Below are 21,906 nucleotides of genomic sequence, written 5' to 3'. Positions count from 1 at the left end.
TGAACGCCTGGCGTACAGTCCCCGCGGGGCGCGGGCCCCAGCCGCTAAGGTGCCTCGGCCGGTGTCCGGGATGCGCCTTCGGCGGCACGCTCCGCATAGCGGTTGAACCGCCACGCGGAATGCTCCAGCGTGATGCGCCGCCACACCGTGCGTTTCTCGACAGGTGTCATCGCCGGCCAGAACTGCACCTCGTCAAAAGTCCGTCCGCAGCCCTTGCACAGGTCATCGCCCTGGCTGGTGGAGCAGATGGCGATACAGGGCGTGTCGGGGGTCGTGTCATACCAGGCCTGCCAGGCGGCCAGCGCGTCGAGGGGGAAGCTGTCCTCGTCCACGGCATCCTCGCGCCGGTACACCATCAGCGCATACACCTCCCCCAGGGCGCGGATCTGCGGCGCCAGGGTGACTCCATCGGGCGACGGCGCGCGGCCGCGCCAGTGGTTGATGGCGGCTTCGATGTCGGTGATGTGAATGGCGGCCATGGGCGATTGCGCGAAGGGGGCTGGATCATAGCCGCGCGGGCAAGGCAATCCTGGCAAAGGTGTTATGCCCCGGTCACCCCGCCATCGCGTCGCATACGCAATAACCACAATCGCGCCGCACTTGCGCGTCCGTGCTGGCGATGTTCCAATCGACGCTTCGAAGGGGAGTAGCTCCCGACTTGCATTCCGGCACGGCCAGGCGCTGGCGATTGGGAAGCGAGGCATCGGAACCGTCGTCAATACGAAGCGAAACATCGCTTCCGGCGGTCCGGGTTCAGCGCACCACCAGGGCGCCGGACTGAGCAAGACCTTTGATGGGCCCGCCAGGGCTGATCAAGGCCGCCCTTCGCATTCACGCCCCAGCCCCGGGGCCGTCCTGATCCTCCTGCCGCAGGCCCTCTATCCCTTGGGCGGACTCGGCGCTACAGTGGCGGCGAGACCCTCCTTCGCGCACATTGATACTGAGGACTTTATGGACTTTTTGGCTTCGCCCGAATTCTGGCTCGCACTCGGCCAGATCATCATCATCGACATCCTGCTGGGCGGCGACAACGCGGTGGTCATCGCGCTGGCCTGCCGCAAGCTGCCTCCCGCACAGCGGACCAAGGGCATCATCTGGGGCACAGCCGGCGCCATCGTGCTGCGCGTGATCCTGATCGCCTTCGCGATGACCTTGCTGGCGCTGCCGTTCCTCAAGTTCGTGGGCGCGCTGCTGCTGGTGTGGATCGGCGTCAAGCTGCTGGCCCCCGATGAAGAAGGCCACGGCGACGTGCAGGGCAGCGACAAGCTGCTGGCCGCCATCAAGACCATCATCGTCGCCGACCTCGTGATGAGCGTGGACAACGTGATCGCCATCGCGGGCGCGGCACAGAATGCGGGCGACCACTCGTTCCTGCTGGTGGTGCTGGGCCTGCTGATCTCCATCCCGATCATCGTCTGGGGCAGCCAGCTGGTCATCAAGCTCATGGAGCGCTTCCCCATGATCATCACGCTCGGCGGCATGCTGCTGGGCTGGATCGCTGGCGGCATGCTGGTGACGGACCCCGCCTTCTCCAACCCCGACAAATGGCAATGGATGCTGAAGCTGCCGCAGACGGATGTGATCAAGTACGGCGCCAGCGTGGCCGGTGCCCTGCTCGTCTTGCTGGCGGGCAAGATCATCCTGGCACGCCGTGCGGCCGCGGCACCTGCCGAGCAGCAGGGCTGAGGAATAGAGGCAACAATCTGAACCGGCCAGGAGAAAAAGGGGGGCGTTCAGCCCCCCTTTGTTCTTGGCACCAACAGGAGAGGCGGTATGGACAGAGTCATCGTGTATGTGGACGACGCGGCATATGCGCAGCAGGTGCTGGCACCCTTGTTCGCCCGTGACGCGGCTGCCCAGACGCAGTGGGTGCTGGTGGCATGCGCGCCGCGAATGACCCACCGCATCAGCAAATGGGTGAGCCACAGCGCGCGGGAGAACTGGCGGCTCAAGTGGGCAGACAAGCTGTTCGCCCAGATTCTTCCCGTGCTGCGGGTGCCTGCGGGCAGGGTGACCACGGTGCTGGCCAAGGGGCCGCTGGCCGAACTCACGGACCAGCTCCAGGCTGCGGGGGCGTCTGTCGCCCAGGTGGTGGATGCCCGCCGGCCGAAGACCGACATGCCCCAGGAGCCCGCCCGTCCCGACAACAACAAGCGCTGGTCGCCGCTGCCCGGAACGCTGGGCAGCCTGCTCACGGGCTTCGGGGCGTTGTGGGTGCTTGCACTCGAGTAGACCGGCGGCGGGCCTGCATGGGCGCCTTCTTCCCGGCGTCGGGGGGCGAGGGGCCTGCTTCGCGCATTTCCTTTTCGCGCCGGGCCGGTGCTATTCTCCGGCCATGAAACTCCTTCTGAAATGGCTGCTCAGCGCCGCGTCGCTGCTGTTCGTGGCCTATGTCTACAGCGGCGTGGAAGTGCAAAGCTTCACGTCCGCGTTGATCGCGGCCTTTGTGATTGGCCTGTTCAACGTGGTGTTGCGGCCGGTGCTGGTGGTGCTGACACTGCCGGTCACGATCGTCACCGTGGGCCTCTTTCTCTTCGTCATCAATGCGCTGATGTTCTGGGCGGCGGCCAGCGTGCTGGACGGTTTTCACGTCAATGGCTTCGGCGCCGCGTTGCTGGGATCGCTGATCTACTCCCTGCTCGGCGTGGTGATCGAATCAGCGCTCGGCGGCCTGTTCACGAAGAAGTGACTCCACGGCCCGCAGCCGCGTGTCGATGATGGATGCCTCGATGTGGTCCACCTGCGGTCCGCCACGCCGTGCGAGATCCTGGCCTGCCTTGAAACGGTCCACCGCCGCCGCGTAGTCATAGCGCGCGGCGTGCGCCTCCGCTTCCGCACGCACGGCCCGCAGCGGCTGGCCTTGGGCCTGCCAAGTCGATGCCAGGAGTTGCCACGCCGTGGCGTCCCTGGGGTTTGTGGCAACCCAGCTTTGCAGTGGCCCGCCGCCCTCGGCCGCACGCCCGGCACGCAGGAGGGCCTGTGAACGCAGAACCAGTTCAGGGCGGCGGTTGCCGCCATGGCTGTCGCCGCCGCCCACATCGCTGGAAAGCATGTTCACAGCGGCGCCTGCCTCGCCAGCCGCCAGTTCAATTTCGGCCTCCAGCAGCCTTGCCAATCGGTGGGCCGGGGCGTCGCTGCGAACCAGATCTTCCAGTTTTTTTGCGGTCGCGCGCGCGCCTGTGGCATCCCGCAGTTGGCTGCTGCCCAGGGCTGCCGCGTACAGCACGGCGGCGCGCCGGGTGGCGGGCTGGGAGGTAAACCCCGTGCCCTGGGGCTCGGCGATCCACTGGCGCAGGGTGTCGACCCCCGGATTGGACAGCACCCTGGCACGCGCCGCGACCATCGCGTGTTCCAGCGTGGAAGGCGCTGCCGCCGTGGTGGTGGCACCCGGGGGAATGCGCGAGTGCATGTCCGCCATGCGCTCGGTGGTCAGCGGGTGGCTGCGCAGATAGGGCCAGGAGCCGTTGTCGTTAAGACGGTTGGCCTGCTGGAGCTTGTCGAACATGCTCACGAATCCTTGCGGCGCGAACCCCGCGGGCGCCATCAGGCCGTAGCCGATGCGGTCTGCCTCCCGCTCCATGTCGCGCGAGAAATTGAGCTGGTTCTGCATCGCCAGCGCCTGGCCTCCCACCACCAGCGCCTGTGTGGCACCCGGGTTCTTGCTGGCCGCCAGGGCACCCAGAATCATCGTGCCCAGCAGCAGGGGCGTCTGTTTGCTTTGCTGGGTGACCAGGCGGGAGATATGGCGCTGGGTGACATGGCTGAGTTCATGGGCCAGCACAGAGGCCAGTTCGTCGCGGCTGGTCACGACGCCGACGAGCCCCAGGTGCAGGCCCAGATAGCCCCCAGGCAGCGCGAAGGCATTGACGGTGCGGTCCCGGCCCAGAAGGATTTCCCAGGCAAAGCGCTCATCCAGCTCGGAAGAGAGTTCCCCGCGTGCCTTGGCGGCAGCCATCAGCGGGCGCCATATGCCTTGTACATAGTCCGCGATCACAGGATCGTCGATGTAGTCGGGATCCCGGTAGAGTTCGCGGATGATGCGGTCACCCAGGCGGCGCTCGGCGCTGGTGGTGAGGTCGCTGGAGTCGCCGAGGGTGGGGAGATCGGTCTGGGCCACCGCCAACGGCATATGCAACGCCTCATGAGCTACAAGAAATATAGCTGCTACCGCTTTATGCATAGGCACTCGAAGCCATTTTCGCTGAAATTTCCGCACGAAGGTCCTTCCCATCCGCAGGGCGATGCACATGCCTTGCCCTGTACTAACGCCGTATGATGCCTTCGCCTTCTAAATGTTTCGCTCCATTCGCATGTCCATCTTCACCTCGCCTCTCACCCACTTCGACGCCCAAGGCAAAGCCCATATGGTGGACGTTGGTGCCAAACCCGCTACTCGCCGAATCGCAGTGGCCAGGGGCCGGATTGAAATGCTGCCTGCCACTCTGGCGTTGATCCAATCCGGTACTACCCACAAGGGAGATGTGCTTGGCATTGCGCGTGTCGCAGGCATCATGGCAGCGAAGAAAACCAGTGACTTAATCCCTCTGTGTCATCCTCTGGCACTCACCCGCGTTGCCCTTGAATTCGAAGATTCTGGTGCGCGGCAGCCGGGAACGATTGGCATAGTTTGCTCTGCAACAGTGGAAACGGTTGGCCCTACTGGTGTGGAAATGGAAGCACTCACCGCCGTTCAGATAACCCTACTTACTATTTACGACATGTGCAAGGCCGTTGACAGGGGAATGTCTATCCACGATGTGTGCATAGTGGAAAAGCATGGGGGCAAGTCAGGGAGTTTTGTGACCGAGAGGCTCGCCGAGCTGGGAGGTGAGACTAGGCTGTCAGAAAAAACCATCAATACGGGCGTAAGACACAGGCAAGGCAGTTGATTTGTGAAGAAAAACTACCCAATCAAATCTACGTCCAGCTGTCAGTGGTAGCCAGATTAGATCGGATTCAGGAGTTTTTGCAGCTCGTACCGCAGTGTTTATTCGTTCTGCATCCGCTGGGCGATTAGCTCTCAAGACGGCTATTGACCGCCCCGCCTTCAACACCTGAGGAATCGACAGATCATATGTTTGCCACCAGTCCGGCCGCAGTGACGGCTCCAGCCCTTCCAGTGACATGTCGATGCTTTCCAGCATTTCTTGATTATCTTTGGGTTGCCGGATGCCAACGAGCACTGGCCCCATCCATGGGAGCTGTTGAAGTCCCTTTACCGCATGCGCTAAATGGGCGGAGTTGACTTCTGCCGCCGAAACCAGACGAATACGGTCCACCTCAAATACCAAGCGTACAGGACGAGTATCTGTCACGGTGCTCATTCCGTAGGCCAGCGCTGCAGCTTGGATTAAACCGACGAGCGACATGTCGAGGGTTAGTTCTCTTGCAGACTTAGCGGGATTCCACAACACCAAGGTCAGCAGCGGCCCGCATACCACATCAACCCCAATTACCAACCAAAACAATTCACGGCCAGAAACGAGTTCATAGAACGGCCAGGGATACCAAACATAAAAAACCAGAATCGCGGCCAACGTGGCGATCATGACGGTCACGAGCAAGTGAGTGGTCGAGGCCTTTAGGGCGGCACGGTGGCGAATACGCATGGGACAAAGTAAGTCAAAAAACGTTAAAAACACCAACTCCTATAAACCACGATTTCCCCTTAAAGTGGATGGCGGCAATTGGCTGGTACATAGCGGAAGGCGGTCATCAAGGCCACTCCACAGCCCCATACTACAGGAGCTCTGGCGGCGAGCGGTGACCCGGGGACCGCGGTGTTGGTCACAATGCCGCTGCCGGGGGTCAGAACCAATGGAGTCCCCAATACAGAACCTACCCCACCTCCGTAGTTGATCGTGATGCGGCCTTCTGGCAATACAGGTGCAGAGACGTCTGCAATGGCGCCAATAGCAATCGAGGTGACATGCGTTCCTGGGACGTACTGATATCCATAGCTGCCCGCCACCGGGGCACCCGTGCCAGCATAGGGCAAGATACCGCCGCTTTGCGTTGCAAAGAATGAATCCACCACCGCTGTTTTGGCAGTGCCAGCTAGGCTAAGGCCCTCTGTAACTCGGGCACGGATGGTGTAATCTTGATACATGGGCAGTGCCACCGCTGCCAAGATTCCGATGATGGCCACTACGATCATTAATTCGATCAAAGTGAATCCCGATTGAAAGTGCTGTTTCATGCCTTCTTCCTCTCTTTCATACAACTGAAGTGGCACTTGAATTGAATGAGTGACGAATGAAAGCACAGCAACATTCAAATGTGATTCACCAAAAAAAAGGCCGCACAAGGCGGCCTTTCTCCAATCGCCTTTATTAGACGTTGTTAAAGCGGCAGTTGGCCGGAACATACTTGAAAGAGGCGGTGGCAGCAATGCCGCAACCCCAGACAACAGGAGCGCCTGCTGTCAAAGGACCACTTGGTACGGCGGAATTGGTTACCGTGCCAGCGCCGGGAGTGAGCAACAACGGATTGCCCAAAGTGGTTCCAAGGGAACCGGCATAGGTAACGGTGATTCGACCAGAATTAGCTGCGACGGGAACAGCAATGGTAGTCGCTGCAATCGCAATAGAAGCTACATTGGTGCCGGCGGTATATTCATATCCATACGTGGTGTTTCCAAGCGCGGGAGCGACAATCGCACCGGTGCCAGCATAGGCTTCAATCGTGCCTTGCGTGGTATTCGCAAATGTTTCTGCAACTGCCGTCTTCGCGGCCGATGCCAAGCTCAGGCCTTCAGATACCTTGGCGCGGATGGTGTAGTCTTGGTAAGCAGGCAGTGCCACAGCAGCCAGAATACCGATGATGGCCACTACGATCATCAGTTCGATGAGTGTGAAACCCTTTTGCAGATTGCGCTTCATAAGAAACTCCTTGGAGGTCGATTGCAATTAACAACCTGCAGAAGAATTCTCCAGGTCTGATCATGATGCAGCATTTCTCATGCCAGCTTGGTGTCTGCCAAAGGCAGTGAGTCCACTCTGCACGATCCCAGCTCGCTGGCGCAGCCTAATATGCGGCTACGGAGGATGGAGTGACATTTTTGTTCCGTCACGACTGTCATCGATTCCATGTTTTGTTGCCAGTTGTGCAGGATTTGTCATTGAAGCTGCGCAGCCGACGAGGGGGCGCGTGCGTGAACAACGCTGGTCTACAAGGTGAATTCCTGTCCTGCCTGTAACCACTGGATGCTAAATGGGGTCCCCTCATCCGAAAGATTGACAGTCTTGTCGGCAAGCAGCTCCCGTATCTCGCCCATGATGACTTCCGTTTCAGCCGGCTTGGTGTGGGTGATGTACACCGGACAGCCACGCTGTTCGCACAGGCGCAATTCTGCCAACAACGACCGAGGCGACAGGTGCAAGCTACGGCGGGCCAGGGCTCTCTCGCGTTCGCTAAATGCGGTCTCCATGACGAGCATGGCAACAGGCAACTGGTTCACCCGGTCCCAGAAGGCCGAGTTCCGTTCGGTATCACCGCTGAAGACCCACCATCCTTGCAGTCCTTGAATGGCATAGCCCACCGCGGGCACGGTGTGGACTGCTGGAAGGACCTCCACGACCACACCAGCGGAAGTACATTGTTCGCCCACATTGAGCGGACAAAACCGCATGAATGGACTGTCTGTCGAAGGGATACGTGCGAAGTCAGGCCAAATGATATCGTTGAAGATGTGTTTGCGCAGCACCTCAATTGTCGGCCGCAAAGCGTGAATTTGCACAGGGGCTTGGCGAAGCGACGACACGGCGTCGAGCATCAGCGGCAACGCCGCGATGTGATCCAGATGGGAATGCGTCAGAAACACATGGTCGATCTTGCGCATCTCGTCCAGTGTCAGGTCGCCCACCCCCGTACCCGCATCGACCAGAATGCTATCGTCGATGAGGAAGGAAGTAGTCCGGCAATCTTTGGCGATGGCCCCGGAGCAGCCCAATACACGAACCTTCATGGGCCAACCTGTCTATTTAGTGTCGAAATTGGTGGCGTCGTCCCATTCTGGGTCGAAGAGCTGCCCTTGTAAGGTTTGCACGCGGGACGCATACATGTCATAGATGGCAGAGGGCACGGTAGTTTGCTGCAAGCTCACCAGCAGTTTGTCGCATTGTGCCCAGTCCTGGGCGCGATAGGCGTCCAGAAAGTGCTTCCATATGGATAATTCTTCCGCTTTCTGAGGCATCGTGGCGTGCAGTGCGGCAACCGGCGAATAGATAGCCACTGCCTGAGCCTTGCCCTTGACGCGCACCCGATCCAACTCTTGCCAGACAAAACCTGGTGCCTGGGCTTGGGTGGATTCACTCGCCACGGTGCGAACGCCATAGTGCTTGGACAGGCCCTCTAGGCGAGATCCCAAGTTGACCGCGTCGCCGATGACCGTGTAACTGCGCCTCATTTCCGAGCCCATGTCGCCCACACACATGGTGCCGGTGTTGAGTCCTATGCCGATACCAATCTCCGGTAGCTTGCGCTCCCGATGCGACAGATTGATCTGTTCCACTGTCTGCTCCATGTCCAGCGCTGCCCGCACCGCCAGTTGCGCATGGTCTGGCGTAGCCACCGGCGCTCCCCAGAACGCCATCACGCAGTCCCCCATGTACTTGTCGATGGTGCCGCGATGACTGCGAATGATGTGGGTGAGCCGGCTGAACACCTCGTTGAGCAGGGCTTGGAGTTGCAGCGGTTCCATCTGTTCCGACATGGCCGTAAACCCCCGCATATCGCAGAACATGACGGTCAGTTCCTGGTTGCTGGCCTGCATGCTGTATTTGTCGGGCTGCTTGACCATCTCGTCCACCAGTTCCGGCGGCACATACGTGCCAAACAGCGCAGCCAGTTCCCGCTTGGAGCGGCTTTCCACAAAGTAGCCGTAGACCATGTTCAGGGCGAATGCGAACACCGCCATCACCACCACGGTAGCCAATGGCATGGCCAGGCCATGGGCGAGGTAGAGCCAGAGATTGAGCACGGCAAGGACTGAGACGGTCCCAAGGCTGAGCAAGACCGCGGAGGTCGCCGAAAGCGCTGGCAGCGCCACCGCCAGCAAAAGGCCTGCGATGAGCAGCTGCACGGCATCAAAGCCCACGGCGTAGTCTGGCCGCACGATGCTTTTCCCGTCCAGAAAGGCCGAGAGCATGTTGGCGTGCGTCTCCACGCCTGGGTAGGTGCGGCCCACCGGGGTCACGCGCAGGTCCAGCAAGCCGGGCGTGGTCGAGCCCACCAGCACCAGCTGGTTCTGAAGGCTATGGGAAGGGAGCTTGCCCTCCAGGACGTCGGACGCGGAGATGTACCGGAACGACCCACCGCCGACATCCCCGGGGCCGCGAAAGGGGATGAGGGTTGCGAGCTGGGCGTCCACGGGCAATGCCAGCGCGCGGCCATCCTGGCGCAGCACGACGCTCTGCAGCGTGTCATATCCGCCTTCAGGAAGGGGGCTGGCAAAGCCGGGGTGCACTTCCGGCATGCCAAGCACCGTGCGAAACATCGCCAGCGCGAGGGATTCGTAGTACTTCCCCTGGTGCTCCGCAAGCAGGGGGAGGGAGCGGACGACGCCATCGTCATCGGTGATGGAGTTGAAAAAGCCTGCGGCGGGCACGGCGCTGGCAAGCTCTTCGATGTTGCTGCCATAACCGCCCCAGGAAGTGGTTTTCAGCGGCAGCCCGCGCAGCCGCTCCGGGGAGAGCGCTGGCGCGGGCAACACGCCTTTTGTCCTTCCGTCCCGGTCGCTGGTGAGGTAGTAGCCCAGAACCGCCGGCCGCCCCTGGAGCGACCGGGCGAAGAGCGCGTCATAGTCGAGCGCCGGGGCCAGGCGCACGAGTTGTTCCTTGAACCCTGCCTGGGCCCGCAAGGGGCCCCGGGCCAGCTGCTCGAGGCTCGAGAGTCCCGAGCTTCCGTCGGCTTCCGCAAAGAGGACGTCGAAGCCCACGACCGCCACCTGCTGGCGCTCGAACAATTCACGGCTTAGGGTGGCGAGCTTGTCTCGCCCCCAGGGCCAATGCCCCACCCGCTCCAGGCTTTTCTCGTCGATGTCGACGATGACGATGCGCTCGTCCAGCGTGCGCGGCATGGTGGCGCGCAGCCGGGTGTCGTAGATGATGTTTTCCAGCCGCTCCAGGACCTGGAGATGAAGAACGCCTGCAATGTGCAGCAGCGCAAATACCAGCGGAATCAACGTGACCGCCATGCGCCGCCCATGGCGCCAGAACAGGTGCAAGACGGGATTGCGCACGAATTCCAGGGGCAGTGGGCCGGAATGAGCCGCCTATGGGGCTGCTGCAGTCCGGCGGTGGCGGTCAGCTCTGTTCGAACTGCATTTCCGTGCCGGCCAGTTCGAGCCGGTCACCGTTCTTGAGCGGCACGGGCGATGTTCCGATGGAGGCGCCGTTGAGCAACGGCATGTCGGGACCTTCCACGTGGGCCAGCACGAATCCTTGATGGCGCTTGGTGATGGATGCAACCGCCACGCCGGGCTTGCCAATGGTGGTGACCACCTTCTGCAGCGACACTTCACGCCCGGCGGCGGCTCCCGACATGACCCGGATGACCGCGGAAATGGGAACAGGAGCCGGCGCCGGAACTGCGGGGCGCGCGGCTGCGCCGACGGGCGGGACCATGCCGGGCTTGAAGATCATGGTCTTCTCGAAGTTCTGCCCCTCGGCCTCGTGCAGGAAGCGGATCTTGTACTTGCCCACCTCGACCGTGTCGCCGTTGCGCAGTTCCTGCCGCTTGACGGCCTTGGCATTGACGTAGGTGCCGTTGGTGCTGCCCAGGTCTTCAATCTCCACATCCTGGCCCGCCATGTGGATAACGGCATGCTCGCCGCTCACCGCGAGGTTGTCGATCACGATGTCGTTGTAGGGGCGCCGGCCCAGCGTGGTCCGCTCCTTGGTCAGTTGCACTTCCTTGATGACAACCCCGTCGATTGAAACGATCATTCTGGGCATGATCCACTCCTGATGTGATGAGTAATTGTTGTAGTAGTGGCCACTCACGCGGCCCCTAGCAATCGGGACATAAGGCCGCGCTTCTTGCCTCCCGCGGCCGCTTGCACCAGCAGTACGCTCACGTTATCACGGCCACCATTCGCATTGGCGGTGTCGATGAGCAGTGTGGCTTTTTCCTCCAGGGGAACAGGTGCCCGCACCAGTTCCGCCAGGTCCGCGTCCGCGACCATGTCCGTGAGCCCGTCCGAACACATCAGGAACAAGTCATTTGGCGCGACCTGGAATTCGTTGACTTCCATCATGACGTTGGGCTCCACGCCCAGCGCGCGGGTGACCAGGTTGCGGTTGGACGACAGGGCCGCTTGCTGTGCGGTGAGCAAGCCGGCATCCACCTGTTCCTGAAGCCAGGAGTGGTCGCGCGTGATCTGCTGCAGGACGCCGTCCCGCACGCGGTAGCAGCGGGAGTCGCCGATGTGCCCGAGGATGAGGCGGCTGCCGTGGAAGACCCCCACCACCAGCGTGGTGCCCATCCCTGCGTACTGGGGGTTGGACAACGACGCTCCAAGGATCGCGTGGTTGGCGTTCTCCACGCAGATTTCCAGGGCGCGGCGTACGTCGGTGGATTGCGGCGTGCCGCCTGCCTGCCCCAGCCAGCGGGCCATCTCGGTGCGGATGAAGGTGGTGGCCATGCCGCTTGCCACTTCGCCGGCGTTGTATCCGCCCATGCCATCGGCCAGGATGGCGACCTGCGCATCCCGGTCGACCGCCACCGCGTCTTCATTGTTGGTGCGCACGCGGCCTTTGTCGGTCCGCGCGAAAAATTCGTAGGTCATGGATGTGGAGGCGTGCGTCATCGGGCGCCTGGAATCGGCGGGGATGCCGCACCCCGCCCGGCGGGTGGCTCCATCACGGTTTCCTGAAAATCCGCCATTTCATGCCCTGTTGCATCGCGGTCCGCATCATAGACGACTGCTTCCGGGCTCGGTAACACTTCCGGCGCCGAGGATGCTGCGCCTGCCTGGCGCAGGTCGGAAGCGAATTGCCGCCCCGTCTGGTAGCGCGCCTGCGGGCGCTTCTGGAGGGCCAGGGCCACCACGCGGGCCACCGCGGATGAAAGCTCCGGCCGCAGCTGGCGGATGTCGGGTGCGTCCACGCTGGCGATCTTGTGCATGAGCTCGGTCATCGACTCGCCGCGCAGCGGCAAGGACCCGGTCAGCAGCTGGAACAGCGTGACGCCCAAGGAATACAGGTCCGATCGGCCATCCACCTTCTTGCCCGCGAGCTGCTCGGGCGACATGAAGCTGGGGGTGCCCAGGACCATCCCCGTGCGCGTCTTGCTGGAGTCCGTGATGCGCGCGATGCCAAAGTCCGTCACCTTCACGGCGTCCGTGGCGGCGTCGAACATGATGTTGGCCGGCTTGATATCGCGGTGCACCACGTTGTGCGCATGGGCATAGTCCAGTGCCTCGGCGACGCGGGCCGCAATGGACAGCACGGTGTCCACGGGCAGGAGCTGCCCGGCCCGGCATGCCTGCGTCAGGTCGGAGCCCTTGAGGAATTCCATGGCGATGTAGGCGAGGTCGTGTTCTTCGCCGGCATCGAATATCGTCACGATGTAGGGATGCTGCAGGCGTCCCGCGGTTTCCGCCTCGCGGAAGAAGCGGGCCCTCGCGTCGATCAGCGCGTCCCCTTCGAATTCCTCTTCCAGGGCCAGCGTCTTGATGGCGACCACGCGCCCGATCTTCGGATCCCGTCCCAGGTAGACGACGCCCATCGCTCCTTTGCCGATCTCCTTGTCGATCCGGTAGCGACCGAGCATCGGGATACCGGCTGTGGCATCGCCCGGCAGGCGCGGCGAGGCCGGCGGGACCGACGCGGGCGTGCTGGAGGGCGGGCCATCCACGTCCTTCTGCAGCTGGGCCCGCACGCGCTTGTAGCGGGCATATGCATCCTTGTAGGCGCGGTTGTGCTGCAGGATGTGCTTGTAGACGGATTTGGCCTTGGCAAAGTTGCGCTTGCGCTCGAAGTCCTGCGCCAGGTGGTACAGGTTGTCCATCAAGGCATCACTGGGAGGTACCTTGCGCAGGCGCTCGAATGCCATGTCGAGCTGCCCCTGCCCTTGCAGGGCCAGCCCCATCATGCGGTCGGTTTCGGCGGCTTCCCCGGACGATTCCTGGGTGCTGCCTCCCCCCATGCGCAGCGCGGTGAATGCCACCACCCCCACGAGCAAGGCCAGGGTGCCGGGTGCCAACGATATCCACTGCCCGGCATGGCGCAGCAAGCCCCATTCGGTGCCTGCCAGGAGCAACAGCAGCACTGCGCTCAGCGCCCATCCCGCGGCACGCGAAAGCCGGGGAAGGACCAAGGCCACGAAGAGCCAGGCCCCCAGCACCGCTCCCCATGCAGCCGCGGGCGCCCAGGAGGGCCTTTGCACACCGAGGCCCTGCCGCATGGCGGAGACGGTGTGCGCGAGCATCTCGACCGGGTACATCGTCCGTGCGCCCGGCTGAACCCAGGGGGCCGCCAGTGCCTCGCTGGTGTCCCCCACCAAGACGACCTTGTCCTTGAAGGTGTGAAGGGGCACCTTGCCGCTGAGCGCCTGGGCAAAGGACACCGTGGGAAACGGTGTCGCGCCATCCTGCGCGGCATGAAAGCGCGGATGCATGGCGGCGGCCTCGTCCGTGGCAATGTGCAGTCCCCCCACACGCACACCGCGCGGCTCGTCCTGGGTGCGGATCTCGTTCGGGCCCAGATGCAGGCTGTGCCGCGTTGCCAGCAATGCCAGCGAGGGCACCGCGACTCCGTCATACCGCAGCAGCAGGGGGATGCGGCGCACGCGGCCGTCGTCATCCGCTTCCATGGACAGGTGGCCGATGCCTGCCGCCACGGAGCCGAGTTCCGCGATGGGGTGCCGGGCCGACGTGGCGGGCGTGGCGAAGGACCCGGAGTCGGGCAGGACGCTGCGGTGCGCATAGGGGGGCAGCGGCGTGGCCTTTCCTCCGGCCAGGGCATAGCTTGAGGCCAGGAACACATTGCCGGCGCGCTGGATGCTGGCCGCGAGGCGGCCATCGGTGTCGAGCGCCTGCTCCGCCTCGGCGGTGGCACGGCCCAACTCGGCGGCCAGCGGAGATGTTTCCCCGGCGCGCGCAAGCGTCTCCCGCACCGTGCGGACGTAGGCAAGGCCGCGGTCGGATTCAGGGGTGGCGAAGGAAGGGGTCAAGACAATGGTCTTGGCGCCCGCGGCCGCCAGCTGGTCGACGAGCCGGGCGTAGACATCGCGGGACCAGGGTGCGCTTCCCAGCGCTGCCAGGCTGGCATCGTCCATGCCGACGATGACAATTTCAGGCAAGGGGGGTGGCGTGGCGACACTGCTCGCTGCGTCATACACGCGGTATTCCAGGGACTGGAAGACACCAGCGGCCGCACACAGCGCAATGACCACCGCCGAGGCCACTGCGCCCCGAAACCCATCGGTCCGCCACATGCCCAGCCACCGACCCGAGGTTGTTCGTCCCACTTGCTATTGGTTCCACACTGTATTTGTGTGGGTAAAAGCAATATCTGCGCCCGGGCGGGCGGGGTGCGCGGCCGTCGCCGCTACCGCGGCGCCGCTGGGCCCCTGCAGGCACGGATGCCCTTCTTGTCGTGGCGGGGCGGCCGCCACGCTGTCAGGGTGCCACTTTTGTCACATGGTGCAACAATTTGTTGCACCATGTGATGGGGCGTAATCAGGCCGCCGATTCCCGCCGGGCCCTGTGGGGCCAGAATTTCCCGGCGCCCACCACCAGCAGCGCGCCAAGCGTCGCGGCCACATAGTGCAGCGAAGGATGCGCCACCACATAGCCATGCAGCGCTGCGTCATTGGCAATGGTTTCGCCCCCCACCCATCCAATCAAGGCGGCCCCCATCAGCACGATGGCGGGGAAGCGCTCCATGAGCTTGATCATCAGCGTGCTGCCAAAGATCACGAGCGGAATGCTGATGGCCAGGCCGAGCACCAGCAGCAGCACGTTGCCGTGCGCCGCAGCGGCAACGGCGATCACGTTGTCCAGGCTCATCACGAGGTCCGCAATGAGAATGGTGCGCACCGCCGCCATGAGGCTGCCATAGGCCTTCGACTCGCCTTCCTCTTCCTCATCGTCACTGAGCAGCTGGAAGCCGATCCACAGCAGCAGGCAGCCGCCGACGATCTGCAGGAACGAGAGCTCCAGCAGCTTGGCTGCCACCACGGTGAGCAGGATGCGCAGCACCACTGCCGCGCCAGACCCCCAGAAAACGGCCTTGCGCTGCTGATGGGGAGGGAGGGACCGGGCCGCCAGGGCGATGACGACGGCGTTGTCGCCCGAAAGAATGATGTTGATCCAGACGATCTTCATCAGGCCGATCCAGAAATCGGCACTTTGCACAAACTCCATACTGAACTCCACTGTTATGAATGCAAGAAGCGCCGGGAACCAGGGTTCCGAGCGCTTCTCTTTTTATTGGAGCGGCCAGTTTATCGGGCCTTGCGGCTGCGGGCGTCCGTAATTGTGCTTACGAATGCCCGTGCCGGTGTAGGGCCGGCAGCTTACTTGAGCTGGGCCTTGAGCAGCTTGCCCAGCTCCGACGGGTTGCGGGTGATGATGAAGCCCGACTCTTCCATGATGGCGAGCTTGGCATCGGCCGTGTCGGCGCCGCCGGAGATCAGCGCGCCGGCATGGCCCATGCGCTTGCCGGGAGGCGCGGTCACGCCAGCGATGAAGCCCACGATAGGCTTCTTCATGTTGGCCTTGCACCACTGGGCGGCTTCGGCTTCGTCAGGGCCGCCGATTTCGCCGATCATGATCACGGCGTCGGTGTCCGGATCGTCGTTGAACGCCTTCATCACGTCGATGTGCTTCAGGCCATTGATGGGGTCGCCACCAATGCCCACGGCGCTCGACTGGCCCAGGCCCACCTCGGTCAGCATGGCCACGGCTTCGTACGTCAGCGTGCCGGAGCGGCTCACGACGCCGATGCGGCCCTTGCGGTGGATGTGGCCGGGCATGATGCCGATCTTGATTTCGTCGGGCGTGATGAGGCCGGGGCAGTTCGGGCCCAGCAGCAGGGTCTTCTTGCCGCCGGCGGCTTCCTTGGCCTTCATCTTGTTGCGCACCATCAGCATGTCCTTGACCGGAATGCCTTCGGTGATGCAGATGGCCATGTCCAGGTCGGCTTCCACAGCTTCCCAGATCGCATCAGCAGCGCCTGCGGGCGGCACGTAGATCACCGACACGGTGGCGCCGGTCTGTGATGCGGCTTCCTTGACGGAGGCGTAGATCGGGATGTTGAAGATCGACTCGCCGGCCTTCTTGGGGTTCACGCCTGCCACGAAGCAGTTCTTGCCGTTCGCGTATTCCTGGCACTTTTCGGTGTGGAACTGGCCGGTCTTGCCCGTGATGCCCTGGGTGATGACCTTGGTGTCTTTGTTGATGTAGATCGACATGTGTGTTCTCCGGGCTTACTTGACGGCAGCAACGATCTTGGTCGCAGCTTCGGCCATGGTGTCTGCGGCGATGATGGGCAGGCCGGACTCGGCCAGCATCTTCTTGCCCAGCTCTTCGTTCGTGCCCTTCATGCGCACGACCAGCGGCACGTTCAGGTTCACGGCCTTGCAGGCGGTGATCACGCCGGTGGCGATGGTGTCGCACTTCATGATGCCGCCGAAGATGTTGACCAGGATGCCTTCGACCTTGGGGTTCTTGAGCATGATCTTGAAGGCTTCGGTGACCTTCTCGGGGGTGGCGCCGCCGCCCACGTCCAGGAAGTTGGCCGGCTCGCCGCCGAACAGCTTGATGGTGTCCATGGTCGCCATGGCCAGGCCGGCACCGTTGACCAGGCAGCCGATGTTGCCGTCCAGGCTGATGTAGGCCAGGTCGAACTTGGATGCTTCCACTTCGGCTGGATCTTCTTCGTCCAGATCGCGGAAAGCCACGATGTCAGGGTGGCGGAACAGCGCATTGGCGTCGAAGTTGAACTTCGCGTCCAGGGCCATCAGGTTGCCCTTGGAGTCGCAGTTCAGCGGGTTGATTTCCACCAGCGACGCATCGGTGTCCATGTAGCACTTGTAGATCTTGGCGAAGATGTCCACGGCCTGGTCAATGGAAGCACCGGTCAGGCCGATGGCGGCTGCGACCTTCTTGCTCTGCTCGGTGGTGATACCGGCAATCGGATCGATCATCTCGGTGATGATCTTCTCGGGCGTGGAGTGCGCCACTTCCTCGATGTCCATGCCGCCTTCGCTCGAAGCGATCAGGGCCACCTTCTGCGTGGCGCGGTCGGTGACCAGCGAGACGTACAGTTCGTTCTTGATGTCGGCGCCGTCTTCGATGTACAGGCGGCGGACCTTCTGGCCTTCGGGGCCGGTCTGGTGCGTCTTGAGCTGCATGCCCAGGATCTCGCCAGCGATGCGCTTGACGTCGTCGATGGTCTTGGCAACCTTCACGCCGCCGCCCTTGCCACGGCCACCGGCGTGGATCTGGGCCTTGACGACCCACACGGGGCCGCCCAGTTTCTGGGCTGCTTCCACGGCTTCTTGCACCGTGAATGCGGGAATGCCGCGCGGAACGGGCACACCAAAATTGCGCAAGATTTCCTTGCCTTGGTATTCGTGAATCTTCATGAGGTCTCTCTCAGGGAAGGATGGTGGTTACCCGTTTGCCATGAACAACAAAATGTCTGGCCGCGGGCTGGGGACATGGCAACCAGCGACTGTATCATGTTGCAATGCACCATCCTTGTGCGTGGCTGACGGCTTCGCCGCGCCTGCCGGGTGGCAGTTTCTTGGCTTTTCTCGTGGTTTCTTGGCAGACTTTGCTGCCCATTTTTTGCAGGAGCACCCTTATGTCCAGAGTCTTTATCGATGGCGAAGCCGGCACCACGGGCCTGCAGATCCGTGAGCGCCTGCAGGCCATGCCGCAGATCGAGCTGGTCAGCATCGCGCCCGAGTTGCGCAAGGACCCTGCCGCGAAACGCGACCTGATTGCCGGCGTGGATCTGGTGATCCTGTGCCTGCACGACGATGCTGCGCGTGACACCGTGGCGACGGTGGACGAGATTGCCCGGAGCACGGGCCGCAAGGTCAAGGTGATCGACGCCAGCACGGCCCACCGCACGGCGCCCGGCTGGGTGTTCGGCTTTCCCGAGCTGGCCGCCGGCCAGCGCGGAGCGGTCGCGCAGGCGGACCGCGTGGCCAATCCCGGCTGCTATGCCACCGGTGCGATTGCGCTGCTGCGCCCGCTGGTGGATGCGGGCCTGGTGCCCCCGGACTTCCCGCTCGCCCTGCCCTCGGTCAGCGGCTACTCGGGCGGCGGCCGGACCATGATCGAGGCCTATGAGGCCGGCACGGCGCCGTTGTTCGAGGCCTATGCGCTCACGCTGCAGCACAAGCACCTGCCCGAAATCATGCGTTACACGGGCATCACCCGCCGGCCCATCTTCGTGCCGTCGGTAGGCAACTTCCGCCAGGGCATGCTGGTGCAGCTGCCGCTGCATCTGGACCTGCTGCCCGGCGCGCCCAATGCGGCCGATTTGCACGACGCGCTGGCGGCGCATTACGCCAGGAGCAATACGCCCGAGCAGTGGGTCAGCGTGCTGCCCGCCACGGCCGACGGCAAGCTGGATGCGACCGCGCTGAACGACACCAACAAGCTGGAGCTGCGCGTGTTCGCCAACGAAGAGTACCGGCACGCCGTGCTGATCGCGCGCCTGGACAACCTGGGCAAAGGCGCCAGCGGCGCGGCCGTGCAGAACCTGCAGCTGATGCTGGGCCTCTGACGGCGGAGATAGGTGTGGGGACAACAGGCGGCTCTGGAGCGTGGCCGCCTGTGCTGTCTTCTGGGTCCCGGGGCCTTGGGGCGCCGCCCCTGCCCGCGTGACCGGCCCTAGATCTCGCCCTGGATTTCCGGCGCTTCGCCACGCACGACGCGCCGGGTGATCTCGCCCGAAAACCCGCGTGCGGTCAGAAAGCGGACTTGCCGCGCACGTTGCTGCGCATCGTCCGCCACGGCGCCAAACTTGCGCAGCCACAGTGCATGGGCGCGTGCCCATTCGCTGCCTTTGAGTTGGTTGAGGGCGTGCTGAACCGCCTCGGGGCCGATGCCCTTGGCGTGCAGCTCCTGCCGTATGCGCTGGGAACCCAGGCGGCCCGCGCGCTGGTGCAGCACGGATTCCACCACCCGGGCCTCGCTGATGAAGTCGCGCGCCTGCAGGTCTTCCAGCAGGGCCTGCAGGTCGTCGCCCTCCTGCACATGCGGCGCGAGCTTGCGCTGCAGTTCAGCGAGCGAGTGCTCGCGCTGGCTCAGCAGCCGCAGCGCCCGCCCCTTGAGCGAGAGCGTGGTGAACCCCATGGCCTCTTCTTTGCTTTCAATTCAATAGCTGCCAGCGCTTGTCAATCAAGCGCTGGAAGGCAATCTGGCTTGAATTGTGGCGGTCATTCGGCCGCGGCGGCAGGGGCCTGCAGCGCGTCGGGCAGCAGCGCAATGCCCAGGCCCTCGCGCACCTTGTTCTCGATCTCGCGGGCCAGGTCGGGGTTCTCGCGCAGGAACTCGCGCGCGTTGTCGCGGCCCTGGCCGATCTTCTCGCCGTTGTAGGCGTACCAGGCGCCCGACTTCTCCACGATCTTGGCGGTCACGCCCATGTCGATGATCTCGCCCTCGCGGCTGATGCCCTCGCCGAACAGGATGTCGAACTCGGCCGTCTTGAACGGCGGCGACACCTTGTTCTTGACCACCTTGACCTTGGTTTCGTTGCCGATGGCCTCGTCGCCCTTCTTGATGGTGCCGGTGCGGCGGATGTCCAGGCGCACCGAGGCGTAGAACTTGAGCGCGTTGCCGCCGGTGGTGGTTTCGGGGCTGCCGAACATCACGCCGATCTTCATGCGGATCTGGTTGATGAAGATGACCATGCAATTGGTCTTCTTGATCGTGGCCGTGAGCTTGCGCAGCGCCTGGCTCATGAGACGGGCCTGCAGGCCGGGCAGGGCGTCGCCCATCTCGCCTTCGATTTCGGCCTTGGGCGTGAGCGCGGCCACCGAGTCGATGACGATCAGGTCCACGGCGCCCGAGCGCACCAGACTGTCCACGATTTCAAGGGCCTGCTCGCCGGTGTCGGGCTGGCTGATCAGCAGGTCGGACAGCTGCACGCCGAGCTTCTGGGCGTATTGCACATCCAGGGCATGTTCCGCGTCCACGAACGCGCAGGTGCCGCCCTGTTTTTGCATCTCGGCAATCACCTGCAGCGTGAGCGTGGTCTTGCCCGAGGATTCCGGGCCGTAGATCTCGACCACGCGGCCGCGCGGCAAGCCGCCCACGCCCAGGGCGATGTCCAGGCCCAGCGAGCCGGTGGAGACCACCTGGATGTCCTCGATCACCTCGCCTTCGCCCAGGCGCATGATCGTGCCCTTGCCGAATTGCTTCTCGATCTGGGCGAGCGCGGCGGCCAGGGCCTTGGCCTTTTCGGTGTTCACGGGCAATGCGGGGTTGGTGCCTTTGACTGCGACGTCCATGAGAAAACTCCTTGAGAAACAATGGGTTGGGTGCCTGCACCGCTCTGCGGTTAATCACAGGCTGGATGCTTGAACAGTAGTTTATGCGAGCCGTCGCGGGGCATTCAAGCACAATTTAGTCAGTTTGCCTGACAATGTGTGAATGCCTGATATGCCTCTTCCTTCACCCGCCGAAGACGGCTGGCGCCAGACCCACCTGGGCCGCCTGTTCGGCCACGCCATGCGGCGCTTCGACGCGCGCGTGCTGCAGCTCATGGCGCACAACGTGGAGGTGCCGCTGGCGCTGTCCAACCTCGCGGCGCGCGACCAGGTGAGCGCCGCCCACGTGCACATCACGCGCCACCTGGCGCTGCAGGGCGACCGGCTGACCGACCTGGCCCAGCGCGCGGGCATGACCAAGCAGGCGATGGCCAACCTGGTGGACCAGTGCGAGGCCTGGGGCCTGGTCACGCGCGAGGCCGATCCGCTGGATGCGCGTGCGCGCCGCGTGTGCTTCACGCCCACGGGCCTGGCTTGGCTGCAGGCGTTTCGCGATGCCGTCGCGCAGGCCGAGGCGGAGTTCCGGGCGGAGGTGGGCAACGACGTGGCCACCGTGGTGGCGATCGGGCTGGAGGCCTATGCGGGCGGCTAGGCCGCCGCACGGTCATCCTGGCGCCCAAGGGGGGGCTTCAGACGCGCGGGGCGCTCTCCTGCCGCGCGGCGTGGCTCAGCGCGTGGGGGTCCAGCCGCAGCGCGCGCAATGCCCGCGCCGCCACGCCCTGCGGCGTGGCCGCGATCAGTGCCACCACGTGCGCACCCAGCAAGGGGCCGGGCTGGCCCTTGCGGGCCTCCGCCAGTGCCTGGATGAGGCCCTCACCGGAGGGCTGCGCGCGGTAGATCCCGGCCTGCGGCGCACAGGGTGCGGCGGGCGGCATTTCGGCATCAATACCGATCTGCGCCAGCGCATCGCGGTACTGCTGTTCGATCGCGGCGGGCAGGGCGTCCGGGTCCGCGCCAACGCGCGCGAAAGCGCGGCGCGCGGAGCCGTCGGGCAGCTCGATGGCGGCCAGCAGGAAGTGCTCAGCGCCCGGTTGCGGCTGGCCCCGTGCGCGGGCGTGGTGCTCGGCGCGCGTGCACAGCCGGCGCAGAGTGCGCATGTCGTTAGGCGCTGGCGGATGTGTTGCAGCATGGGGAGGAGTCCTTCCATCATCCAGGGGGGGCGGGGCGCGTGGCCTGGGGAGAGAGCCGCTTGTGCGCCGCCTGCTTGCTGACGCCCAGGGCCTGGGCAATCTGCGCCCACGACCAGCCCTGCTTCAGGGCTGTGGCCACGGCCGCCGCCTCCAGCCGGTCGGCCATCAGGCGCAAGGCCACCACGGCGGCCAGCGCGGCTTCGGGGTCGTCGTGCGGGGGCAGCTGCAGGGGCGGTGGGGTCGGCATTCGTCAACTGTA

23 protein-coding genes are annotated in these 21,906 nt (G+C 63.8%); 6 read left to right on the top strand and 17 right to left on the bottom strand.

Features of this window, described 5'->3' with window-relative positions:
* Positions 1-44: 44 nt before the first annotated feature.
* Complete coding sequence (locus AC3RCE_RS24845; RefSeq protein ID WP_218297155.1) at positions 45-479, bottom strand: DUF3717 domain-containing protein; 435 nt, start codon at positions 477-479, stop codon at positions 45-47.
* 472 nt (positions 480-951) lie between these two features.
* Here AC3RCE_RS24845 and AC3RCE_RS24840 point away from each other — a divergent pair, with 472 nt between their 5' ends.
* The 3 genes from AC3RCE_RS24840 to AC3RCE_RS24830 all read left to right on the top strand — a co-directional run bounded on the left by AC3RCE_RS24840 (position 952) and on the right by AC3RCE_RS24830 (position 2,689).
* Entirely contained in the window at positions 952-1,686 is a 735-nt protein-coding gene (locus AC3RCE_RS24840; RefSeq protein WP_218297156.1) for a TerC family protein, read from the top strand.
* Between the two features lie 87 nt (positions 1,687-1,773).
* The gene (locus AC3RCE_RS24835) at positions 1,774-2,232 is read left to right on the top strand and encodes a hypothetical protein (protein ID WP_218339445.1); all 459 of its coding nucleotides are present in this window, start codon (positions 1,774-1,776) and stop codon (positions 2,230-2,232) included.
* Between the two features lie 103 nt (positions 2,233-2,335).
* Entirely contained in the window at positions 2,336-2,689 is a 354-nt protein-coding gene (locus AC3RCE_RS24830; protein ID WP_218297158.1) for a phage holin family protein, read from the top strand.
* Here the strand turns inward: AC3RCE_RS24830 and AC3RCE_RS24825 are convergent.
* Entirely contained in the window at positions 2,657-4,180 is a 1,524-nt protein-coding gene (locus AC3RCE_RS24825) for a M48 family metalloprotease (RefSeq protein WP_492254190.1), read from the bottom strand. The genes AC3RCE_RS24830 and AC3RCE_RS24825 overlap by 33 nt on opposite strands.
* A 130-nt stretch (positions 4,181-4,310) precedes the next feature.
* On the opposite strand from AC3RCE_RS24825, the gene moaC reads away from it, so the two are divergent.
* Positions 4,311-4,889: a cyclic pyranopterin monophosphate synthase MoaC gene (moaC, locus tag AC3RCE_RS24820; RefSeq protein WP_218297160.1), complete on the top strand. Its 579-nt coding sequence runs from the start codon at positions 4,311-4,313 to the stop codon at positions 4,887-4,889.
* On the opposite strand, the gene tfpZ is transcribed toward moaC, so the two are convergent.
* From tfpZ to sucC, 11 genes are all read right to left on the bottom strand, one after another.
* On the bottom strand, positions 4,842-5,609 hold the full coding sequence (tfpZ, locus tag AC3RCE_RS24815; protein ID WP_218297161.1) for a TfpX/TfpZ family type IV pilin accessory protein: 768 nt from the start codon (positions 5,607-5,609) through the stop codon (positions 4,842-4,844). The two genes, moaC and tfpZ, sit on opposite strands and share 48 nt — an antisense overlap.
* A gap of 59 nt (positions 5,610-5,668) precedes the next feature.
* Positions 5,669-6,199, bottom strand: coding sequence for a pilin (locus AC3RCE_RS24810; RefSeq protein ID WP_218297162.1), 531 nt, complete (start codon positions 6,197-6,199; stop codon positions 5,669-5,671).
* A 133-nt stretch (positions 6,200-6,332) separates the two neighbouring features.
* Positions 6,333-6,881, bottom strand: coding sequence for a pilin (locus tag AC3RCE_RS24805; protein WP_218297163.1), 549 nt, complete (start codon positions 6,879-6,881; stop codon positions 6,333-6,335).
* Positions 6,882-7,168: 287 nt separating this feature from the next.
* Complete coding sequence (locus AC3RCE_RS24800; RefSeq protein ID WP_218297164.1) at positions 7,169-7,966, bottom strand: 3',5'-cyclic-nucleotide phosphodiesterase; 798 nt, start codon at positions 7,964-7,966, stop codon at positions 7,169-7,171.
* Between the two features lie 12 nt (positions 7,967-7,978).
* Positions 7,979-10,195 carry a CHASE2 domain-containing protein gene (locus AC3RCE_RS24795; protein WP_218297226.1) on the bottom strand — a complete coding sequence of 739 codons (2,217 nt, stop codon included), beginning with the start codon at positions 10,193-10,195 and terminating at the stop codon, positions 7,979-7,981.
* A 109-nt stretch (positions 10,196-10,304) separates the two neighbouring features.
* Positions 10,305-10,955 carry an FHA domain-containing protein gene (locus AC3RCE_RS24790; protein ID WP_218297165.1) on the bottom strand — a complete coding sequence of 217 codons (651 nt, stop codon included), beginning with the start codon at positions 10,953-10,955 and terminating at the stop codon, positions 10,305-10,307.
* Positions 10,956-10,999: 44 nt separating this feature from the next.
* Positions 11,000-11,788, bottom strand: coding sequence for a Stp1/IreP family PP2C-type Ser/Thr phosphatase (locus AC3RCE_RS24785; RefSeq protein ID WP_218297166.1), 789 nt, complete (start codon positions 11,786-11,788; stop codon positions 11,000-11,002).
* A gap of 17 nt (positions 11,789-11,805) precedes the next feature.
* Positions 11,806-14,439 (bottom strand): CHASE2 domain-containing serine/threonine-protein kinase, encoded by a 2,634-nt coding sequence (locus AC3RCE_RS24780; RefSeq protein WP_492254189.1) that lies wholly within the window; start codon positions 14,437-14,439, stop codon positions 11,806-11,808.
* 244 nt (positions 14,440-14,683) lie between these two features.
* Positions 14,684-15,370: a TerC family protein gene (locus AC3RCE_RS24775; RefSeq protein WP_492254188.1), complete on the bottom strand. Its 687-nt coding sequence runs from the start codon at positions 15,368-15,370 to the stop codon at positions 14,684-14,686.
* A gap of 152 nt (positions 15,371-15,522) precedes the next feature.
* Positions 15,523-16,419: a succinate--CoA ligase subunit alpha gene (sucD, locus tag AC3RCE_RS24770; protein WP_218297169.1), complete on the bottom strand. Its 897-nt coding sequence runs from the start codon at positions 16,417-16,419 to the stop codon at positions 15,523-15,525.
* 15 nt (positions 16,420-16,434) lie between these two features.
* A complete protein-coding gene (sucC, locus tag AC3RCE_RS24765; protein WP_218339453.1) occupies positions 16,435-17,595 on the bottom strand; it encodes an ADP-forming succinate--CoA ligase subunit beta in 1,161 nt (386 codons plus the stop codon).
* Between the two features lie 221 nt (positions 17,596-17,816).
* Here sucC and argC point away from each other — a divergent pair, with 221 nt between their 5' ends.
* Positions 17,817-18,749 (top strand): N-acetyl-gamma-glutamyl-phosphate reductase, encoded by a 933-nt coding sequence (argC, locus tag AC3RCE_RS24760; protein ID WP_492254187.1) that lies wholly within the window; start codon positions 17,817-17,819, stop codon positions 18,747-18,749.
* 107 nt (positions 18,750-18,856) lie between these two features.
* On the opposite strand, the gene recX is transcribed toward argC, so the two are convergent.
* A complete protein-coding gene (gene recX, locus AC3RCE_RS24755; RefSeq protein WP_492254186.1) occupies positions 18,857-19,321 on the bottom strand; it encodes a recombination regulator RecX in 465 nt (154 codons plus the stop codon).
* Positions 19,322-19,404: 83 nt separating this feature from the next.
* Positions 19,405-20,478, bottom strand: a complete 1,074-nt coding sequence (gene recA, locus AC3RCE_RS24750; protein WP_218297173.1) for a recombinase RecA — start codon at positions 20,476-20,478, stop codon at positions 19,405-19,407.
* Between the two features lie 142 nt (positions 20,479-20,620).
* Here recA and AC3RCE_RS24745 point away from each other — a divergent pair, with 142 nt between their 5' ends.
* Positions 20,621-21,109, top strand: coding sequence for a MarR family winged helix-turn-helix transcriptional regulator (locus AC3RCE_RS24745; RefSeq protein WP_218339455.1), 489 nt, complete (start codon positions 20,621-20,623; stop codon positions 21,107-21,109).
* 37 nt (positions 21,110-21,146) lie between these two features.
* Here AC3RCE_RS24745 and AC3RCE_RS24740 read toward each other — a convergent pair whose 3' ends face one another.
* Positions 21,147-21,614 (bottom strand): Clp protease N-terminal domain-containing protein, encoded by a 468-nt coding sequence (locus AC3RCE_RS24740; RefSeq protein ID WP_492254185.1) that lies wholly within the window; start codon positions 21,612-21,614, stop codon positions 21,147-21,149.
* 49 nt (positions 21,615-21,663) lie between these two features.
* On the bottom strand, positions 21,664-21,894 hold the full coding sequence (locus AC3RCE_RS24735) for a helix-turn-helix domain-containing protein (protein ID WP_492254184.1): 231 nt from the start codon (positions 21,892-21,894) through the stop codon (positions 21,664-21,666).
* Positions 21,895-21,906: the final 12 nt, after the last annotated feature.

It is taken from the genome of Acidovorax sp. GW823-FHT05D11, from assembly GCF_058795695.1.
The sequence above is the reverse complement of the archived record's forward strand: the minus strand, read 5'-3'. Positions and strand labels throughout refer to the sequence as shown.

What these genes read in the sequence shown, in the direction of transcription:
- AC3RCE_RS24845 (WP_218297155.1), bottom strand. Translation starts at nt 479, where the DNA reads ATGGCCGCCATTCACATCACCGACATCGAAGCCGCCATCAACCACTGG.
- AC3RCE_RS24840 (WP_218297156.1), top strand. Translation starts at nt 952, where the DNA reads ATGGACTTTTTGGCTTCGCCCGAATTCTGGCTCGCACTCGGCCAGATC.
- AC3RCE_RS24835 (WP_218339445.1), top strand. Translation starts at nt 1,774, where the DNA reads ATGGACAGAGTCATCGTGTATGTGGACGACGCGGCATATGCGCAGCAG.
- AC3RCE_RS24830 (WP_218297158.1), top strand. Translation starts at nt 2,336, where the DNA reads ATGAAACTCCTTCTGAAATGGCTGCTCAGCGCCGCGTCGCTGCTGTTC.
- AC3RCE_RS24825 (WP_492254190.1), bottom strand. Translation starts at nt 4,180, where the DNA reads ATGCATAAAGCGGTAGCAGCTATATTTCTTGTAGCTCATGAGGCGTTG.
- moaC (WP_218297160.1), top strand. Translation starts at nt 4,311, where the DNA reads ATGTCCATCTTCACCTCGCCTCTCACCCACTTCGACGCCCAAGGCAAA.
- tfpZ (WP_218297161.1), bottom strand. Translation starts at nt 5,609, where the DNA reads ATGCGTATTCGCCACCGTGCCGCCCTAAAGGCCTCGACCACTCACTTG.
- AC3RCE_RS24810 (WP_218297162.1), bottom strand. Translation starts at nt 6,199, where the DNA reads ATGAAACAGCACTTTCAATCGGGATTCACTTTGATCGAATTAATGATC.
- AC3RCE_RS24805 (WP_218297163.1), bottom strand. Translation starts at nt 6,881, where the DNA reads ATGAAGCGCAATCTGCAAAAGGGTTTCACACTCATCGAACTGATGATC.
- AC3RCE_RS24800 (WP_218297164.1), bottom strand. Translation starts at nt 7,966, where the DNA reads ATGAAGGTTCGTGTATTGGGCTGCTCCGGGGCCATCGCCAAAGATTGC.
- AC3RCE_RS24795 (WP_218297226.1), bottom strand. Translation starts at nt 10,195, where the DNA reads ATGGCGGTCACGTTGATTCCGCTGGTATTTGCGCTGCTGCACATTGCA.
- AC3RCE_RS24790 (WP_218297165.1), bottom strand. Translation starts at nt 10,955, where the DNA reads ATGCCCAGAATGATCGTTTCAATCGACGGGGTTGTCATCAAGGAAGTG.
- AC3RCE_RS24785 (WP_218297166.1), bottom strand. Translation starts at nt 11,788, where the DNA reads ATGACCTACGAATTTTTCGCGCGGACCGACAAAGGCCGCGTGCGCACC.
- AC3RCE_RS24780 (WP_492254189.1), bottom strand. Translation starts at nt 14,439, where the DNA reads ATGTGGCGGACCGATGGGTTTCGGGGCGCAGTGGCCTCGGCGGTGGTC.
- AC3RCE_RS24775 (WP_492254188.1), bottom strand. Translation starts at nt 15,370, where the DNA reads ATGGAGTTTGTGCAAAGTGCCGATTTCTGGATCGGCCTGATGAAGATC.
- sucD (WP_218297169.1), bottom strand. Translation starts at nt 16,419, where the DNA reads ATGTCGATCTACATCAACAAAGACACCAAGGTCATCACCCAGGGCATC.
- sucC (WP_218339453.1), bottom strand. Translation starts at nt 17,595, where the DNA reads ATGAAGATTCACGAATACCAAGGCAAGGAAATCTTGCGCAATTTTGGT.
- argC (WP_492254187.1), top strand. Translation starts at nt 17,817, where the DNA reads ATGTCCAGAGTCTTTATCGATGGCGAAGCCGGCACCACGGGCCTGCAG.
- recX (WP_492254186.1), bottom strand. Translation starts at nt 19,321, where the DNA reads ATGGGGTTCACCACGCTCTCGCTCAAGGGGCGGGCGCTGCGGCTGCTG.
- recA (WP_218297173.1), bottom strand. Translation starts at nt 20,478, where the DNA reads ATGGACGTCGCAGTCAAAGGCACCAACCCCGCATTGCCCGTGAACACC.
- AC3RCE_RS24745 (WP_218339455.1), top strand. Translation starts at nt 20,621, where the DNA reads ATGCCTGATATGCCTCTTCCTTCACCCGCCGAAGACGGCTGGCGCCAG.
- AC3RCE_RS24740 (WP_492254185.1), bottom strand. Translation starts at nt 21,614, where the DNA reads ATGCGCACTCTGCGCCGGCTGTGCACGCGCGCCGAGCACCACGCCCGC.
- AC3RCE_RS24735 (WP_492254184.1), bottom strand. Translation starts at nt 21,894, where the DNA reads ATGCCGACCCCACCGCCCCTGCAGCTGCCCCCGCACGACGACCCCGAA.